The sequence below is a fragment of the Pseudomonas cistanchae genome (genome assembly GCF_054483635.1).
The window spans coordinates 167487-183734 of record NZ_JBTLWN010000001.1 but is presented as its reverse complement, the minus strand read 5'-3'; the positions used below and the strand labels follow the sequence as shown (position 1 = coordinate 183734).

At 64.3% G+C, this 16248-nt stretch carries 17 protein-coding genes; 8 read left to right on the top strand and 9 right to left on the bottom strand.

The features are described 5' to 3' along the window. Nucleotides 1-45: 45 nt before the first annotated feature. Nucleotides 46-903 carry a shikimate dehydrogenase gene (aroE, locus tag ACX0MV_RS00830; RefSeq protein WP_458980594.1) on the top strand — a complete coding sequence of 286 codons (858 nt, stop codon included), beginning with the start codon at nucleotides 46-48 and terminating at the stop codon, nucleotides 901-903. Between the two features lie 46 nt (nucleotides 904-949). On the opposite strand, the gene ACX0MV_RS00825 is transcribed toward aroE, so the two are convergent. From ACX0MV_RS00825 to betC, 3 genes are all read right to left on the bottom strand, one after another. After that, entirely contained in the window at nucleotides 950-2518 is a 1569-nt protein-coding gene (locus ACX0MV_RS00825; RefSeq protein WP_458980593.1) for a SulP family inorganic anion transporter, read from the bottom strand. Nucleotides 2519-2637: 119 nt separating this feature from the next. Continuing rightward, complete coding sequence (gene choX, locus ACX0MV_RS00820; protein ID WP_458980592.1) at nucleotides 2638-3561, bottom strand: choline ABC transporter substrate-binding protein; 924 nt, start codon at nucleotides 3559-3561, stop codon at nucleotides 2638-2640. Between the two features lie 53 nt (nucleotides 3562-3614). Continuing rightward, the gene (gene betC / locus ACX0MV_RS00815; protein WP_458980591.1) at nucleotides 3615-5123 is read right to left on the bottom strand and encodes a choline-sulfatase; all 1509 of its coding nucleotides are present in this window, start codon (nucleotides 5121-5123) and stop codon (nucleotides 3615-3617) included. A gap of 112 nt (nucleotides 5124-5235) precedes the next feature. Here betC and ACX0MV_RS00810 point away from each other — a divergent pair, with 112 nt between their 5' ends. Further along, a complete protein-coding gene (locus ACX0MV_RS00810; protein ID WP_458980590.1) occupies nucleotides 5236-6153 on the top strand; it encodes a choline sulfate utilization transcriptional regulator in 918 nt (305 codons plus the stop codon). Here ACX0MV_RS00810 and ACX0MV_RS00805 read toward each other — a convergent pair. From ACX0MV_RS00805 to ACX0MV_RS00795, 3 genes are read right to left on the bottom strand one after another with little or no spacing between them, the layout of a single operon-like run. Next, the gene (locus ACX0MV_RS00805) at nucleotides 6137-6736 is read right to left on the bottom strand and encodes an NAD(P)H-binding protein (protein ID WP_458980589.1); all 600 of its coding nucleotides are present in this window, start codon (nucleotides 6734-6736) and stop codon (nucleotides 6137-6139) included. The two genes, ACX0MV_RS00810 and ACX0MV_RS00805, sit on opposite strands and share 17 nt — an antisense overlap. After that, nucleotides 6733-7881: a lactonase family protein gene (locus ACX0MV_RS00800; protein ID WP_458980588.1), complete on the bottom strand. Its 1149-nt coding sequence runs from the start codon at nucleotides 7879-7881 to the stop codon at nucleotides 6733-6735. The genes ACX0MV_RS00805 and ACX0MV_RS00800 overlap by 4 nt, the downstream gene beginning before the upstream one ends. 20 nt (nucleotides 7882-7901) lie before the next feature. Further along, complete coding sequence (locus tag ACX0MV_RS00795) at nucleotides 7902-8369, bottom strand: ElaB/YgaM/YqjD family protein (RefSeq protein ID WP_458980587.1); 468 nt, start codon at nucleotides 8367-8369, stop codon at nucleotides 7902-7904. Nucleotides 8370-8448: 79 nt separating this feature from the next. Between ACX0MV_RS00795 and pbpG the strand changes: the two genes are divergently transcribed. Beyond that, nucleotides 8449-9387: a D-alanyl-D-alanine endopeptidase gene (gene pbpG / locus ACX0MV_RS00790; RefSeq protein WP_458980586.1), complete on the top strand. Its 939-nt coding sequence runs from the start codon at nucleotides 8449-8451 to the stop codon at nucleotides 9385-9387. Nucleotides 9388-9607: 220 nt separating this feature from the next. Here the strand turns inward: pbpG and trpA are convergent, their stop codons facing one another. Together trpA and trpB are read right to left on the bottom strand one after the other, a co-directional pair. Next, nucleotides 9608-10417, bottom strand: a complete 810-nt coding sequence (gene trpA / locus ACX0MV_RS00785; RefSeq protein ID WP_458980585.1) for a tryptophan synthase subunit alpha — start codon at nucleotides 10415-10417, stop codon at nucleotides 9608-9610. Next, complete coding sequence (gene trpB, locus ACX0MV_RS00780) at nucleotides 10414-11625, bottom strand: tryptophan synthase subunit beta (protein ID WP_458980584.1); 1212 nt, start codon at nucleotides 11623-11625, stop codon at nucleotides 10414-10416. The genes trpA and trpB overlap by 4 nt, the downstream gene beginning before the upstream one ends. 222 nt (nucleotides 11626-11847) lie before the next feature. Between trpB and ACX0MV_RS00775 the strand changes: the two genes are divergently transcribed. From ACX0MV_RS00775 to ACX0MV_RS00755, 5 genes are all read left to right on the top strand, one after another. After that, nucleotides 11848-12348: a DUF3060 domain-containing protein gene (locus tag ACX0MV_RS00775; RefSeq protein WP_458980583.1), complete on the top strand. Its 501-nt coding sequence runs from the start codon at nucleotides 11848-11850 to the stop codon at nucleotides 12346-12348. A gap of 71 nt (nucleotides 12349-12419) precedes the next feature. Continuing rightward, the gene (locus ACX0MV_RS00770) at nucleotides 12420-13316 is read left to right on the top strand and encodes a LysR family transcriptional regulator (protein WP_458980582.1); all 897 of its coding nucleotides are present in this window, start codon (nucleotides 12420-12422) and stop codon (nucleotides 13314-13316) included. A gap of 182 nt (nucleotides 13317-13498) precedes the next feature. Beyond that, nucleotides 13499-13711, top strand: a complete 213-nt coding sequence (locus ACX0MV_RS00765; RefSeq protein ID WP_458980581.1) for a dodecin — start codon at nucleotides 13499-13501, stop codon at nucleotides 13709-13711. Nucleotides 13712-13904: 193 nt separating this feature from the next. Further along, nucleotides 13905-14900, top strand: coding sequence for an LLM class flavin-dependent oxidoreductase (locus ACX0MV_RS00760; RefSeq protein WP_458980580.1), 996 nt, complete (start codon nucleotides 13905-13907; stop codon nucleotides 14898-14900). Nucleotides 14901-14971: 71 nt separating this feature from the next. After that, complete coding sequence (locus ACX0MV_RS00755) at nucleotides 14972-15397, top strand: OsmC family protein (protein WP_458980579.1); 426 nt, start codon at nucleotides 14972-14974, stop codon at nucleotides 15395-15397. A 178-nt stretch (nucleotides 15398-15575) separates the two neighbouring features. Here ACX0MV_RS00755 and ACX0MV_RS00750 read toward each other — a convergent pair whose 3' ends face one another. Then, nucleotides 15576-15992, bottom strand: a complete 417-nt coding sequence (locus tag ACX0MV_RS00750) for a PA0061/PA0062 family lipoprotein (RefSeq protein ID WP_458980578.1) — start codon at nucleotides 15990-15992, stop codon at nucleotides 15576-15578. Nucleotides 15993-16248: the final 256 nt, after the last annotated feature.

The following is a 16248-nucleotide window of genomic DNA, read 5'->3' as shown; positions in this document are numbered from 1 at the left end:
CAATGACGGCCTGCGCGGTGGCTCTGTAACCAGAAAGGACATCCCATGGACCGCTACGGCGTTTTCGGTAACCCCATCGGCCACAGCAAATCGCCGCTTATTCATCGCCTTTTCGCCACGCAGACCGGCCAGGCGTTGAGCTATGAAACGCTGCTGGCGCCGCTGGACGATTTCCTCGGCTTCGCCCGCGCGTTTTTCCGCGACGGCAAGGGTGGCAACGTTACCGTGCCATTCAAGGAGCGGGCCTTTCAGCTGGCCGACAGCCTCACCGCACGCGCGCAACGCGCCGGCGCGGTGAACACCCTGAAGAAACTCGACGATGGCAGTCTGCTTGGCGACAACACCGATGGCGCCGGGTTGGTGCGCGACCTGACGCTCAACGCCGGCTGCGAATTGCGCGGCAAACGCATTCTGCTGCTGGGTGCCGGGGGCGCCGTGCGCGGGGTTCTCGAGCCGTTGCTGGCGCAGCAGCCGGCGGCGCTGGTAATCGCCAACCGCACCGCCGCCAAGGCCGAGATGCTGGCCGCCGAGTTTGCTGACCTGGGCCCGGTAATCGGCCGCGGTTTCGACGGGCTGGACGCGCCGGTGGACCTGATCGTCAATGGCACCTCGGCGAGCCTGGCCGGCGAACTGCCGCCGATCGCACCGGGGCTGATCGCGCCGGGCCACACGCTGTGCTACGACATGATGTACGGCAAAGAGCCGACCGCCTTCAATAGCTGGGCGGCGGCGCAAGGCGCGGCGCGCACCCTGGATGGCCTCGGCATGCTGGTCGAGCAGGCGGCCGAGGCGTTCTTCGTCTGGCGCGGCGTGCGTCCGGACAGCGCACCGGTGCTGGCCGAACTGCGTCGGCAACTCGAGCAAGGTGAGCCGGTAGGGTGCGCCGCGCGCACCAACGACTGATTCCATGGCAAACCGCATTGGTGCGCTTGGCGCACCCTAGGCGGATTCAATCCTCGAACTGCACCGGGCAGTGCTCGGCGCCTTCGAGCTTCTGGATTTCCTCGATCACCTGGGGCCGGGCGCGGCGCAGGATCAGGCTGCGCTGCTGCGCGCCCAGGCGCCGCGCCTCCTGGTGGAGCATTGCCACCCCGGCGTAATCGATGAAGTTGACGTGGTGGGCGTCGATGATCACCCGCGCGCCGCTGCTGCGCTGGATAAGCTGTTGCAGATAATGGCAGGCGCCGAAAAAGATCGAGCCCTCGACCCGCAGCAGTTCCTCCTCGCCCTCCTGCCAGAACTTCACTCGCGGCTGCGAGGTGCGCTTGAGGTAGAAAAACAGTGAAGCCAGCACCCCGGCGTAGATCGCCGTCTGCAGCTCCAGCACCAGGGTGGCGAGCAGGGTCAGCAGCATCACCAGAAACTCCGAGCGGCTGACCCGGAACAGCGCGCGGGCGCCGGCCAGGTCCACCAGCCCCCAGCAGATCAGCAGGATGCTCGCCGCCATGCTCGGCAGCGGAATATGCGCAATCAGGCCGGCACCGAGCAGGGCGAACAGCGCCACCAGCAGGGCCGATGCCACCCCTGCCAACGGTGAATGGGCGCCTGCCTGCAGGTTGAGCGCGGACCGGGTGAAGGAGCCCGCCGACAGCGAGCCGGAGAACCAGGGACCGATGATGTTCGACAGGCCTTGAGCACACACTTCCTGGTTGGCATCGAGAAACTGCTGGGACTTGCTCGCCAGGGCGCGGGCAATCGACAGGCTGGTGACCAGCCCGAGCATGCCGCAGGCGACGGCCGCGGGCAGCAGCTGCAGCACGCTCGACAGCTCGAAGTGCAGCATTTCGAACGGCGGCAACTGACCGGTGAATGCACTGACCAGCGCAATGCCGGACAGCTGCTCCGGCAACGCCATCACCGCCAGGCTGCCGGCGACGATGCCCAGCAGCAACGCCGGCGAGCGTGGCCACAGGCGTTTGCTCAGCAGGCTGACGGCAAGGGTGAACATCGCCAGCGCCAGGGCGCGCCAATCGGTTTCCAGCAGGTGCGCGCCAATCCCGACCATGGTCGCCAGGGCCGTGGGCTGGCTGCTAACGCTGATGCCCAGCAGGTTGGGCAACTGGCCGAGGGCGATCACCACGGCGGCGCCAAGGGTGAAGCCGAGCACCACCGAATGGGAGACGAAGTTCACCAGGGCGCCGAATCGCAGCAAGCCCAGCAGCCATTGAAACAACCCGGCGAGAAAGGTCAGCAGCAGCGCCAGGGCGATGAATTGCTCGCTGCCAGGCGTGGCGACGGCGCTGACGCTGGTGAACAGCACGATCGAGATCGCTGCCGTCGGCCCGCAGATCAGGTGCCACGATGAGCCCCACAGGCAGGCGACGATCACCGGCACTATTGCCGCAAACAGGCCGTATTCGGCTGGCAGGCCGGCGATCAGGGCGTAGGCGATGGATTGTGGCAGGGCCAGGATGGCGCCGCTCAACCCCACCAGCAGGTCATTCGCCAGGCTTTTGCGGCTGGTGTTGGGCAGCCAGCGGAGGAAGGGAAAGAGGGCCTGGCGGCTGGGTAGCGGCATGGTGTCGCTCGTTTTGGAAGAGGCTGTACCTAACACAGACAGGCCACGGCGGGACCGGTTCGCTGCGGCGGCCGGGACTGCGACTGTCCCGGCCACCCTACGCAATCGCGGCGCTTATTTCAAAGCTGCGCCTTCACCGCGGCCAGGCCGTCGCCGCCCTCGCGGGTGGTGACGCCCTCCAGCCATGCATCCACGGCTTCCGGGTTGGCTTTCAGCCAGGCCTTGATCGCATCGGCGTTGCTGGCTTGCTTGCTCAGCACCTGATCCATGATCGCGTTCTCCATATCCTGGGTGAACGTCAGGTTGCTGAGCAGCTTGCCGACGTTCGGGCACTGCGTGCTGTAGCCCTTGCGCAAGAGCGTGTTGACGCTGCCACTTTCGCCAAAGTACTTCTCGCCGCCTTTGAGGTAGCGCATGTCGTACTGCACGTTCATCGGGTGCGGCGTCCAGCCGAGAAAGGCAACGAAGCGCTCGCGTTTCACCGCGCGACCGACCTGTACCAGCATCGCCTGTTCGCTGGATTCGACCAGCGTCCAGTCCTTCAGGCCGAACTCGTCGGCTGCAATCATCTGCTTGATGAACTCGTTGGCCGGCGCCCCGGAGGCGATGCCGTAGATCTTCCGGTCGAACGCATCGGCATGCTGATCCAGGTCGGCGAAGGTTTTCACTCCGGCGTCGAAGGCGTAGGTCGGCACGGCCAGGGTGTATTCGGTGCCGCTAAGGTTCTCCACCACCTTGTCGACTGCGCCAGTGGCGACGAACTTGTCGTAGTTGCTCTGCTGCGCAGGCATCCAGTTGCCGAGGAACACATCCACCTGGCCTTTTTGCAGCCCGGCGAAGATGATCGGTACGGCCAAGGTCTGGGTTTGCGCCTTGTAGCCGAGGCTATCAAGTAGCAGGCTGGCGATGCCATTGGTCACGGCGATATCACTCCAGCCCGGGTCGCCGAGCTTGACCGTCGCGCAACTGGCGTCCTCGGCCTGGCTGTGGAACGTGGCGGCCAGTAACAGGCCGCCGGCGATTACGCTGCCAAGTGTCTTCATGCCTTTTTCTCCCCTTCGCTGATGAGTGCTGCAAGTCGCAGGCCGTGCCTGCATCAAACCTGTGGATAGCGGGCGCGGCGTTCCAGATCGTCGAGGTCGATGTGGTTGCGCATGTATTGCTGGCTGGCGTCGACCATGGGTTGGTGATCCCAGCTCTTCAATTTGCCGTGGGTTAGCGCCTCGGCCACCAGGCGCCGGCGGCGTTGGCTGGACAGGGTCGCCTGATGAATCGCCGGCATGTCCCAGCGTGCCTGCGCCTGGTTGAGGAAATCAGCGAGCACCGCGCTGTGGGCGCTCGACTCGGCGAGGTTGTCGCGTTCCTGCGGGTCCTCGCGCAGGTTGAACAGCATCAGCGGGTCCTGTTCCGAATAGATGAATTTCCAGTCGCCGCGGCGAATCATCATCAGCGGGCTATTGCTGCCTTCGGCCATGTATTCGCCGAGCACTTCATCGTGGCCCTGGCGACCCTCGAGGTGCGGCACGAGCGAGCGGCCGTCCAGCGCCAGGTCGGCATCGACCGCGCCGCCCACCAGCTCGACCAGCGTCGGCAACAGGTCGAGGGTCGACACGCACTGGCTGACCCGGCGTGCGGCGAACCGGCTGGGCGCGTGCACCAGCAGCGGCACCCGTGCGGACATCTCGAACCAGTGCATTTTGTACCAGAGGCCGCGTTCGCCGAGCATGTCGCCGTGGTCGCCGGAGAAGACGATGATGGTGTCGTCGGCCAGGTTGCAGTCCTTCAGGGTTTTCAGCAGTTTGCCGATGTTCGCGTCGATATAGCTGCAGGCGCCGAAATAGGCGCGGCGCGCATCCTTGATTTTCTGCTCGGGCAGCGGCTTGTCCCACAGGTCGATGACTTTGAGTATGCGTTGCGAGTGAGGGTCCTGCTCAGCCTGGTCGATCACCAGGCTCGGCAGCGGGATTTCTTCGTCGCGGTACAGGTTCCAGAACTCTTCGGGAATTGTGTAGGGATCGTGCGGGTGAGTCATCGACACGGTCAGGCAGAACGGCTGATCGCTGCCGCTGCGCACGTGATCGAAGAGGTATTGCTGGGCCTTGAACACCACCTCCTCGTCGAAATCCAGCTGGTTGCTGCGCACGCATGGCCCGGCCTGCAGCACCGAAGACATGTTGTGGTACCAGCTCAGGCGCACGTCCGGCGCATCCCAGTTCACCGCCCAGCCATAGTCGGCCGGATAGATATCGCTGGTCAGGCGCTCCTCGTAGCCGTGCAGCTGGTCCGGGCCGCAGAAGTGCATCTTGCCGGACAGCGCGGTGCGGTAGCCGAGCCGGCGCAGGTAGTGGGCGTAGGTCGGCACGTCCGCCGCGAGGTCGGCGGCGTTGTCATAAGCGCCGATCTTGCTCGGCAACTGGCCGCTGACCAGCACGAAGCGCGACGGCGCGCACAGCGGGCTGTTGCAGTAGGCCGCGTCGAACACCACAGCCTCTTCGGCCAGGCGCGCGAGGTGGGGCATCTTGATCGGCGAGGCCGCATCGTGGATCGGCAGAACGGGCGCGGCCATCTGGTCGGCCATGATGAAAAGGATGTTCGGGCGCTTCATGGGTCGCGGTATTCCATATAAAAGATTTATGCGACAGTGCGGCAATGATCATCCGGTCAAACGAAATTAGGGTAAACCCGGCCTCATTACATAGCTTGGATAAGCACAGCTTATGTTTAGAAGCATCGAAGGGCTGTCGCTGGACAGCTTGCGGGTGTTCGAATCCGCAGCACGGCAGCTGAGTTTTACCGCTGCGGCCGCCGAGCTGGGGAGCACCCAACCGGCAATCAGCCAGCAGATCAAACGGCTCGAGCAGCAACTGACCACACGGCTGTTCGACCGCGTCTACCGCGGCATCGCACTGACCGAGGCCGGCACCCTGCTGCTGCGCTACGTGCAGGATGGTCTGCAAAGCCTGGATGCGGGCCTGGCTGCGGTTGCCGCGCAGCAACAGCACGAGGTGCTGCAGGTGGCGACCGACTTCGCCTTTGCCGCGTACTGGCTGATGCCGCGCCTGCAGCGGTTTCACCAGCTGCACCCGGAGGTCGATGTCAGCCTGATCACCAGCGAGCGCGACCACGGCGCCCTGCCTGCGGAGATCGACGTGGCGATCAACTTCGGCGATGGCCGCTTCAAGCACGCCGAGGCGCAGCTGCTGTTTCGCGAAGAAGTGTTTCCGGTGTGCAGCCCGCAGCTGCTCGCCAATCACCCACAGCCGGTGACAGTGGACGCGCTGGTGGAATTGCCGCTGCTGCACTTGCGCCCCGAGAACCGCAATCGCTGGTTCGATTGGGCCGGGCTGTTTCACGCCTTTGCCATCGCCGAGACGCCCAGCCCCGGCAGCATGCGCTTCGACAATTACACCCTGCTGATCCAGGCAGCGATTGCCGGCCAGGGCGTGGCCATCGGCTGGCGCCATCTGGTCGATGAGCTGCTCGCGCAGAAGCTGTTGTGCCGGCTCGGCGATGAAGTTGCGCAATCCGAGTACGGCTATTACCTGGTGCTGCCCGAACGCAAACGTCGGCAGCGGCTGACGGAGACCTTTGTCAGCTGGTTGCAGGCAGAACTGCGGCTCAGCAACGGAACCTGATTTCTTCGCGCAGGTGATTGTCCAGCTGCGCTTCGTCGGCAATCCCGGAGGCGATGCTGCGCAGGCGTCGACGTTCCTCGTCCTGGTGATCCGGATCGAGAAAGTCATCCAACCGCCAGTCGCCGTGCAGGCCTTGCGGCGCGGCGACCAGGGTCCAGACCAGTTCGCTGTCGAGCAGGTGCTGGCGCGCCAACTGGTCCGGGTCGGCCTGGTCGAAATCGGCCACCAGCAACAGCCGCCGTACGCCGGCCCGCGGCATGCCCAGGCACAAGGCGGTCACCGCATCGGCCAGGCTGCCGCCCTGTTGCGCCGGGCGATCTTCACCGCCTATTGGCAACAGGCTGTGGTCATACAGGCAGATCACCGCATCGGTGCCGGCCACCGCTTCGCTGACGCTGACTGCATCGAACAGGTCGCACAGCTTGGTACGCAGACCCGGACGCGACTGCAGGGCATTCAGCTCGCCGAGCAGTGCGACCACTTCATGCTGACGGCTCAGCAGCTCGCACAACAAGGCGCTGCCCAGGCTGCTGCGGGCGCCGAACAGACCAAGCTTGAACACTGGGGTTTCGAAATTCTTCATGGGTTCGGGACAAATACCAGGTCGGACGGGGCGCCGACGTTCACCTGTTGGATAGGCTTGCCGAGAAGGCCGCTGGCCGGATCGCGCGGCAGTACGACGAGCGCGTCGCTGCCCTGGTTGGCGATCAACAGAAAGCGCCCGTCGGGGGCAATGGCGAATTCGCGTGACTGGGTACCCTGGCTCGGCACCCGCTGGATCTGACGCAGGTGGCCGTCGTCCGCGGTGACAGCGAACACGCTCAGGTGGTTGTCGTCGCCGCGGTTGAGCACATAGAGAAAACGCTCGTCCGCTGACAGGTGCAGCGCCCCCGCACCCTGCTCGCCCTTGAAGCCGGCTGGTGCCAGGTCGAGGGTCTGCTGCACGTCCAGCACCCCGTCGCGATGGCGCAGCAGCGCAACCTGGCCGGTCAGCTCCAGGGTGAGGTAAGCGAAGCGGCCATCGCGGCGAAACAGCAGATGCCGCGGCCCACTGCCCGTCGGCAATTCGGCATAGGCCGGCTGCACGGCCTGCAACGGCCGCTGCGCTCGCTCCGGCTGGTAGCGGTAGGCATACACGCGGTCGTGACCGAGGTCAGCAGCGAACAGAAAGCGCCCGTCCGGGCTCGGCACTGCCGAATGCACATGGCTCGATGCCTGACGCTTGGGGTTGGCGCCGTCGCGCGCGGCAACGGCGTTGAATTCGATCTGTGCCACCGGCCCGAGCGTGCCGTCCGCCAGCACCGGTAATACCGCCAGCGAACCCTGCGGGGCGACCGAGTAATTGGCGACAAAAAGGAAGCGGCCATCCGCGCTGAGGCTGGAGTGAGTCGGGTGATCGCCCAGACTGGCGACCTGATTGAGCCGGCTTAACGCCGCGCTCGCCGGCTCAAGCGCATAGGCGCTGACCTGGCCAACGCCTGCGGGCTCATCGCGGCCTTGTTCATTCACCGCGTACAGGTGGCGCCGGTCGGCGCTCAGGGTCAGCCAGGACGGGTTGGCCGCCTGTTCGACGGCCAACGGACCTTCGATACGACCGCTCTGCGCGTCAAAGCGAAACGAGTAGATGCCCTCGCCATAGCTGCCCACCAGCACGTGGTACGCCTGGCTTGCCACTGCGTCTCCGCCAGCGGCGGCAGACAGCGGTGCGAGCAGTACGATTCCAGCCATCGTCAGTGCCGTCCTGAACATCAGCGACGGCTGACCAGCCAGCCGAGCAAGGCCGCGCCGGCAATGCCCAGGGCGACTGTCGACACCGGCCGTTCGCGCACGTAGTCGCCAGTGCTGTGGCCACTGTCGCGGCTCTTGCGCAGCACGGCGCTGTAGGTGTCGTCCCAGCGCGAGCGGTGCAGCAGCCGTTCGGCGCGCAGGCGCAGGACATCGAGCTGGGCGCGGGAGTCTCGGGAGGCGCCGCGGCGCAACTGCTCGAAGGTGCTGACCATGCTGCGGATTTCGCGCTGGATGTCTTCGGCGCTGGGGGTGCTGGAAAGGAATCGGGTCATGGCAAAGGCTTCACTGGGAATGTAAGGCAGTTGACCGGGTGCGCCCCCAGAGGTGCCGGTGATTTTTCCGAGCGCGTCTGCCACCGCGCTCAGGCTATGACCGGTTTCCAGCTGCGCCGCCCGGCGGACAAGCGCGCGATGCCTGGTAAAGCGCATAGACTGCAACTGCAGCGAGCAAGTCCGTATACTCCCGCGCCCCGAACCTCCCTACCGTTCACCTACTGCGAAGCGTGCCGTGAAAGTCCTCAATTCGATAGTAAGCCTGTTGCTCTGCGGCAGCCTTGTAGTTGCATCGAACCTCGTTGCCGCCAATGCCTCCGCCGCCCCATTGGCGTTGCAGCAGGAGCTTGCCGCCGGCAGCGCCATGCTGGTGGATCTGCAAACCAACCAGGTGCTGTATTCCAGCAACCCCGATGTGGTGGTGCCGATTGCTTCGGTTACCAAGCTGATGACCGGCCTAGTGACTCTCGACGCCAAACTGCCTTTGGAGCAAATGCTGGCGATCACCATCCGCGATAACTGGGAAATGCGCGGGGTTCATTCCCGCGTACGCATCGGCAGTGAAATCAGCCGCTACAACATGCTGTTGCTGGCCCTGATGTCCTCGGAAAACCGCGCGGCATCGAGCCTGGCGCATCATTACCCTGGCGGTTACCCGGCCTTTATCGCGGCCATGAATGCCAAGGCCCGGACCCTGGGGATGAGCAACACGCGCTTCGTCGAGCCGACCGGGTTGTCGCTGAACAACGTTTCCACGGCGCGCGACCTGGTGCTGCTGCTCAAGGCGACTCAGCAATACCCGCTGCTGACCCAGCTGAGTACCACCTCGGAACAGACCGTGACCTTCCGCAAGCCCAGCTACAGCCTGGGGTTTCGCAACACCAACGCGCTGGTGCGCAAGCCGAACTGGGCGATTCAGGTGAGCAAGACCGGCTTCACCAATGCCGCTGGCCACTGCCTGGTGATGCGTACGCATATGGCCAACAAGCCGGTGGCGTTCGTGGTGTTGGACGCCTTCGGCAAATACACCCACATGGCCGACGCCAATCGCCTCAAGCGCTGGCTGGAAACCGGCACCATCACCCCGGTGCCGGCTGCGGCCATCAGCTACCGCAAGCAGAAAATGGCGCAGCGCGCGCAGCAGTACGGCACCGTGGCGGGCGGCGTCGAATAATCACGGCAAGGCAGATCAACCTTCGTAGGAAGGGATAAGCGGCGATATCCACGTGCGTGTGGTCGGGTATCTGCGCAGCCCTGGGCGCCTTCGGCCAGTCGGTAGCCCGGGTTGAGCATCGCGATACCCAGGAAGAGGTGTCCTGGGTGTCGCTTCGCTCGACCCAGGCTACGTTGCAGCAAAACGCCCAGTCGTGAGTGTTTCGTTGCGGCAGTTGCAGTCAGCTGCGGGCGTTGCGTACGCCTTTGGCCAGGGCGGCGCATAGGCTGAGCACGTCCTCCACGGCCTGCTCGCTATTGGCTGCGTTGGCAATGTGGTCGATCAGTGCCGAACCCACGACCACGCCATCAGCGAGGCGGGCGATGGCTGCCGCCTGATCCGGCGTGCGGATGCCGAAGCCGATGCACAGCGGCAGGTCGGTATGCCGACGCAGGCGCGCGACCGCTTCTTCGACGTGCTCCAGCGTCGCCGAGCCCGCTCCGGTCACGCCCGCCACCGACACGTAGTAAACGAAGCCGGAGCTGCCGTTGAGCACCTTAGGCAGGCGCTTGTCGTCGGTGGTCGGAGTGGTCAGGCGGATGAAGTCCAGGCCGGCGATCTGCGCCGGGTCGCACAGGTCGACGTTATGTTCCGGCGGCAGGTCGACGACGATCAGGCCGTCGACGCCGGATGCATTGGCTTCGGCGATAAAGCGTTCGACGCCGTATTTGTGGATGGGGTTGAAATAGCCCATCAGCACCAGCGGGGTTTCCTGCTCGCCCTCGCGGAACTCGCGCACCATCTGCAGGGTTTTCGCCAGGTCCTGGCCGCCTTCCAGCGCGCGGATGTTCGCCAGCTGGATGGCCGGGCCGTCGGCCATCGGGTCGGTGAACGGCATGCCCAGCTCGATCACGTCGGCACCGGCGGCAGGCAGGCCCTTGAGAATCGCCAGCGAGGCGTCGTAGTTCGGGTCGCCCGCGGTGACAAAGGTCACCAGTGCGGCGCGGTTCTGCTCCTTGAGTGCGGCGAAACGCGTTTGCAGGCGGCTCATATGTGTTCTTCCTGTTCGTCGTAGTGGTGCATAACGGTCTGCATGTCCTTGTCGCCGCGGCCGGACAGGTTGATGACCATCAGGTGGTCCTTGGGCAGCGTCGGTGCACGCTTGAACACTTCGGCCAGCGCATGGGCGCTCTCCAGGGCCGGAATGATGCCCTCCAGGCGACAGCACTTATGGAACGCGGCGAGGGCTTCGTCATCGGTTACCGAGGTGTATTCGACCCGGCCGATCTCGTGCAGCCAGGCGTGTTCCGGGCCGATGCCGGGGTAGTCGAGGCCGGCGGAAATCGAGTGGGCGTCGATAATCTGGCCATCGTCGTCCTGCAGCAGGAAGGTGCGGTTGCCGTGCAGCACGCCCGGTACGCCGCCGTTCAGGCTGGCGGCGTGCTTGCCGGATTCGATGCCATGGCCGGCTGCTTCGACGCCGACGATTTTCACGCTCTGGTCGTCGAGGAACGGGTGGAACAGGCCGATCGCGTTGGAGCCGCCGCCGATGCACGCCACCAGGCTGTCGGGCAGACGGCCTTCCTGGGCGAGCAACTGGTCGCGGGTTTCCTTGCCGATCACCGCCTGGAAGTCGCGGACCATCGCCGGGTACGGGTGCGGGCCAGCAACAGTGCCGATCATGTAGAAAGTGTTATGCACGTTGGTCACCCAGTCGCGCAGCGCTTCGTTCATCGCGTCCTTGAGCGTGCCGGTGCCGGCGATCACCGGAATCACCTTGGCGCCCAGCAGCTTCATGCGGAACACGTTGGCCTGCTGCCGATCAATGTCGGTGGTGCCCATGAAAATCACGCATTCCATGCCGAAGCGCGCGGCCACGGTGGCGGTGGCCACGCCATGCATACCGGCGCCGGTCTCGGCGATGATGCGTTTTTTGCCCATGCGCCGCGCCAGCAGCACCTGGCCGATGCAGTTGTTGATCTTGTGCGCGCCGGTGTGATTGAGCTCCTCGCGCTTGAAGTAGATCTTCGCGCCGCCGCAGTGCTCGGTCAGGCGTTCGGCGAAATACAGCGGGCTCGGCCGGCCGACGAAGTCACGCTGGAAGTACGCCAGTTCCTTCTGGAACTCGGGATCGTCCTTGGCCTTTTCGTATTCGTCGGCCAGGTCGTGAATCAGCGGCATCAGGGTTTCGGCGACATATTGGCCGCCGAAATGGCCGAACAGGCCACTGGCGTCGGGTCCGGTGCGTAAAGAGGTCATGGCATGGCTCCTGCGTTTCCCTCAGCAGAGGGAGTGGTAAGCGATGGCGTCATTGTATCTCCGGCCGCTCTGGAAACCAGCGATTAACGCGCGACGAACTGTTAGAAAAACTCACAGTAAAAGGTTGCTTTACAGGCAGCCGCGGTTGTCCAGCGCAGAACTTCGTTTCAGCCTGGAGGGTCCGAATTGTCTCGGCGCTGGGCCGACAAGGGAGAGCGGGTCATGAAGCACAGAATCAGGGTCTCGGCAGTAACGCTGGCGTTGCTGGCAGGCGTGTCTCAGGCGCAAGCGCTTGAGCTGGATGGGATCAGCGTATCGCGCGATATCCCGTGCAAGGGTGAAGACGTGAGCATTACCGGAAATGGCAACCAGTTCCGCTTGAGTGGCGAATGCGGGCAGGTCGAAGTTCACGGGTCGGAGCAGGTCATCGTACTGGTCGATGCCAAAGGGGTGGAGATCACCGGGATCGCCAATCAGGTGCAGGCAGAGCGGATTGATCAGCTGGATGTAAGTGGCGGCGGGCATCGTGTCGAAGCGAGCCTCCGTGGTGAGCCTGAGCGGGCTGCACCGGTAGCCGTGTATGGGGCAGACAACATCCTTACGCTGGGTTTCGACGGCCCGGCGAACGTGGATATCAGCGGTAGCGGCCATCAACTGGAATGGCACGGCGATGAGCCGCAGATCACCACGAGCGGTAGCGACCACCAGATCGAACGACGGTAGTGTCTTCGCAATGGCCGCCCAGCGGGAAAGCAGCTAGAGTGGCCTGATCTGTCAGGAAAACTCCCATACGCATGAGCCAAAATCTACCTCCGCTGAATGCCTTGCGTGCGTTTGAGGCTGCGGCCCGCTGGCAAAGTATCAGTCGTGCTGGCGAGGAGCTGCACGTGACCCATGGCGCCATTAGCCGGCAGATTCGCGTGCTGGAAGAACAGCTGGGTATCAGTCTGTTCGACAAGGATGGCCGTGGCGTCAAGCTCACCAATGCAGGTATGCGCCTGCGTGACACGGCCTCCGAGGTCTTCGAGCGTCTGAGCGATACCTGCGCGGATCTCAAGCGGCAGACGGCGGACGCCCCATTCGTACTTGGTTGCCCGGGCAGCTTGTTGGCGCGCTGGTTCATCCCGCGTTTGGATCGCCTTAACCGAGAGTTGCCTGAGCTGCGTCTACAGCTTTCGGCCAGTGAGGGTGAACTCGATCCGCGACGGCCAGGAGTGGATGCCACCTTGCTGTTCGCACAGCCGCCCTGGCCGAGCGACATGCAGGTGTATGAGTTGGCCAACGAGTGTATCGGCCCGGTGCTGAGCCCTCGCTACGCTGGCTTCGACGCACTGCGCCAGGCGCCTGAGGCGGCCTTGCTCGACGAGCCGCTGCTGCACACCACTTCGCGGCCACAGGCCTGGCCAAGCTGGGCCAGGGCCCGCCAGCTGGCGCCGGAACGCCTCGGGTATGGCCAGGGTTTCGAGCACCTTTATTACCTACTGGAAGCTGCCGCGGCGGGCCTGGGCGTCGCCATCGCACCGCAGCAGCTGGTCGCTGACGATTTGGCCGGCGGTCGGCTGTTGGCGCCCTGGGGCTTTGTTGAAACACCGGCGCGGCTGGTTCTGCTGGTGCCCTTACGCCGCGCCGACCGCCGCGCCGAGCAACTCGCGCAGTGGTTGCGCCAGGCGTTGGCGCCGCCGACGGCCTAGCTCGTCAGCACCCCACCCTTCACTTATCAGCGCCAATCCAGCGAAAAGCTGCAGAACCCGTAACTGCTGGCGCCTGCGCGTGGGCGGGTATATCGCGGCTGAACTTTTAGGCCGTTGGTCCGGCCTCAACTAGGCAGGGACGCACCTGTCGCACGGAGGCTTATCGCGAAGTGGAGAACGCTATGTCGCATCACACCTACAAATTGATCGATCTGGTCGGTTCCTCGCCCACCAGCATCGAGGACGCCATCAGCAATGCCCTGGCCGAGGCCTCGAAAAGCGTCAAGCTGATGGAGTGGTTCGAGGTCGTCGAGACCCGCGGCCATATCGAAGACGGCAAGGTCGGCCACTATCAGGTCATCCTCAAGGTCGGTTTCCGCATCGACCACAGCTGATGGCGTGGCGGCGCTCTATGCCAGTGGGCTGATCGGCGCCAATGCTTACCGAAAGGTGGCTTATCCACTCGAAAGTGCCCTCTGGCCGGGGGCGCTTCGAGCCCTTAGAGTAAGCCCTACTATTTCACTCAGGTAAGACGCGAACGGAACGCCAATGGCGTTGCAGTTCGGGTCATCCGCTGTAGGCAGGCTTATGAGCGCGTTGAACGATATCCGTATTTCCACCCTGGACCTGGCGCCGATCCGTGATGATGGCGGCCCGGAACAGGCGCTGCACAATTCTCTGGCCCTGGCCCGGCATGTCGAGGCGCTCGACTTCACCCGCTTCTGGGTTGCGGAACACCACAACATGGATGGCATCGCCAGCTCCGCCACGGCGGTGCTGCTCGGCTACCTGGCGGCGGGCACTTCGCGTATCCGCGTCGGCTCCGGCGGGGTGATGCTGCCCAATCATGCGCCGCTGGTGATTGCCGAACAGTTCGGCACGCTTGCCACCCTGTATCCCGGCCGTATCGACCTGGGCCTGGGCCGCGCACCGGGCGCCGACCAGTTCACCGCCCACGCGCTGCGCCGCGAGCGGTCCGGCAGTGCCGACGATTTCCCTCGCGATGTCGAGGAGCTGCAGCGCTACCTGGGCCCGCGTACCCCGGATCAGCGCGTGATCGCCATGCCCGGCAGCGGCACCGAAGTGCCGATCTGGCTGCTCGGCTCCAGTCTGTTCAGCGCCCAGCTGGCCGGCGAAAAGGGACTGCCATATGCCTTCGCGTCACATTTTGCGCCGCGCTACATGCACGAAGCCATCCGCGTGTACCGCAATCACTTCAAGCCTTCTGCGGTGCTCGACCGGCCTTACGTGATGCTCGGTGTGCCGCTGCTGGCGGCGGATACCGACGAGCAGGCCGAGTACCTGGCGACTTCTGCTTATCAGCGCATTCTGGCGTTGATCCGCGGCCAGAGCCTGGTGCAGAAACCGCCGGTTGAGACGATGCAAGGCCTGTGGCTGCCCCACGAGAAAGAGGCGGTGGGTGGCTTCTTCGGCATGGCGATGGTCGGTGGCCCAGAGAAAATCCGCGCGCGCCTCGAGGTGCTGTTGGAGCAGACCGGCGCTGACGAGCTGATCTTCACCTGTGACATGTACGACTTCGCCGACCGTCTGCACGCCTTCGAGATTCTCGCTGAGCTGCGCTAGCAGCGATTTGCCGAACTTGTACCGCCTGCGTCCCTCTGAACTCTGTACCCCTCACGAACGGAAGAACACAGATGAAAAAGACCGCATCGGCCCACTGGCAAGGTGGCATCAAGGACGGCAAAGGCACCATCTCCACCCAGAGCGGCGCCCTGTCGAACAACCCCTATGGCTTCAATACGCGTTTCGAGGATCAGCCCGGCACCAACCCGGAAGAGCTGATCGGCGCGGCCCATGCCGGCTGTTTTTCCATGGCATTGTCGAAAGAGCTGGGCGAAGCCGGCATGACCGCTGAAAGCATCGAAACCAAGGCCGAGGTCACCCTCGACAAGGTCGACGGTGGCTTCGCCATTACCGCAGTGCACCTGACCCTCAAGGCGCGCATTCCGGGGGCGGACCGCGCAGCCTTCGAGCAGGCGGTGGAAACCGCCAAGAATGGCTGCCCGGTGTCCAAGGTACTGAACGCGGAAATCACCCTGGAAGCGACCCTCGACGCCTGAACCGGCAGTGACTTCCCTCGTAGGGTGCGCCGTGCGCACCCCCTACCCGCGCTGCGGTGCGCGTGGCGCACCCTACGTGACTGCTAAATGCATCGACGCCAAGGCTGAGGCTACTCTCGATAAGGTTGACGGTGGCTTCGCCATTACCGCGGCGCCCCTACCACTGCGGCGGCACTGGTCAGAACGTGCCGCAGCGCATGACCTTGCCTCGGGCCAGCAGCCTGCGCTGATCGTCATAGAGCCAGGCCTGGGCGCTCATCACCATCGACCGGGCTTCCAGCCGATACACCCGCCCCGCCTGGAACGCGTCATGGCGGATACGGATTTCGCAGGTGCGCTGCACGGGCTCGCCCATCAGGTCACCGCCACCACCTGCCACCTCGAATTGAAAGCGCACCAGCAGTTCATGGGCACCCGGCGTCAGCTGGAAGTAGCGGCCGTCATCGAGACGTTTGTCGTCCAGCCGCTCGGCCATCAGTAACTCACCCGCACTGCTGTGAAGGTTGACCCAGGCGAGCGCAGGGTCGCGCGGCGGCAAAGGCGAAGCGCAGCCCGCAAGCAGCAGGCCGGCAATGAACAACGCGAAGTAACGCATGGTGATCTCCAGGTAAACGTGATGTGTTCAGCCTACGCCGTTCCGCTAGAGCAAGCAGCAGCAATGCGGTAGGGTCTGTTGCCGTTTCAGCACAAGCCGCGTTGCCGCGAAAAATCTCGCCAGCTAGGTGTGGGACGCAGGCAATGGACTAGCCGTCCGCGTTTTCCCTTGCCAAGTCCCACAACACCGCTTGGCGAGATTTTGCGCGCAACCTAGGCGGCTCCGGCGCGGTCGTGCTGAAACGGCAACAGACCCT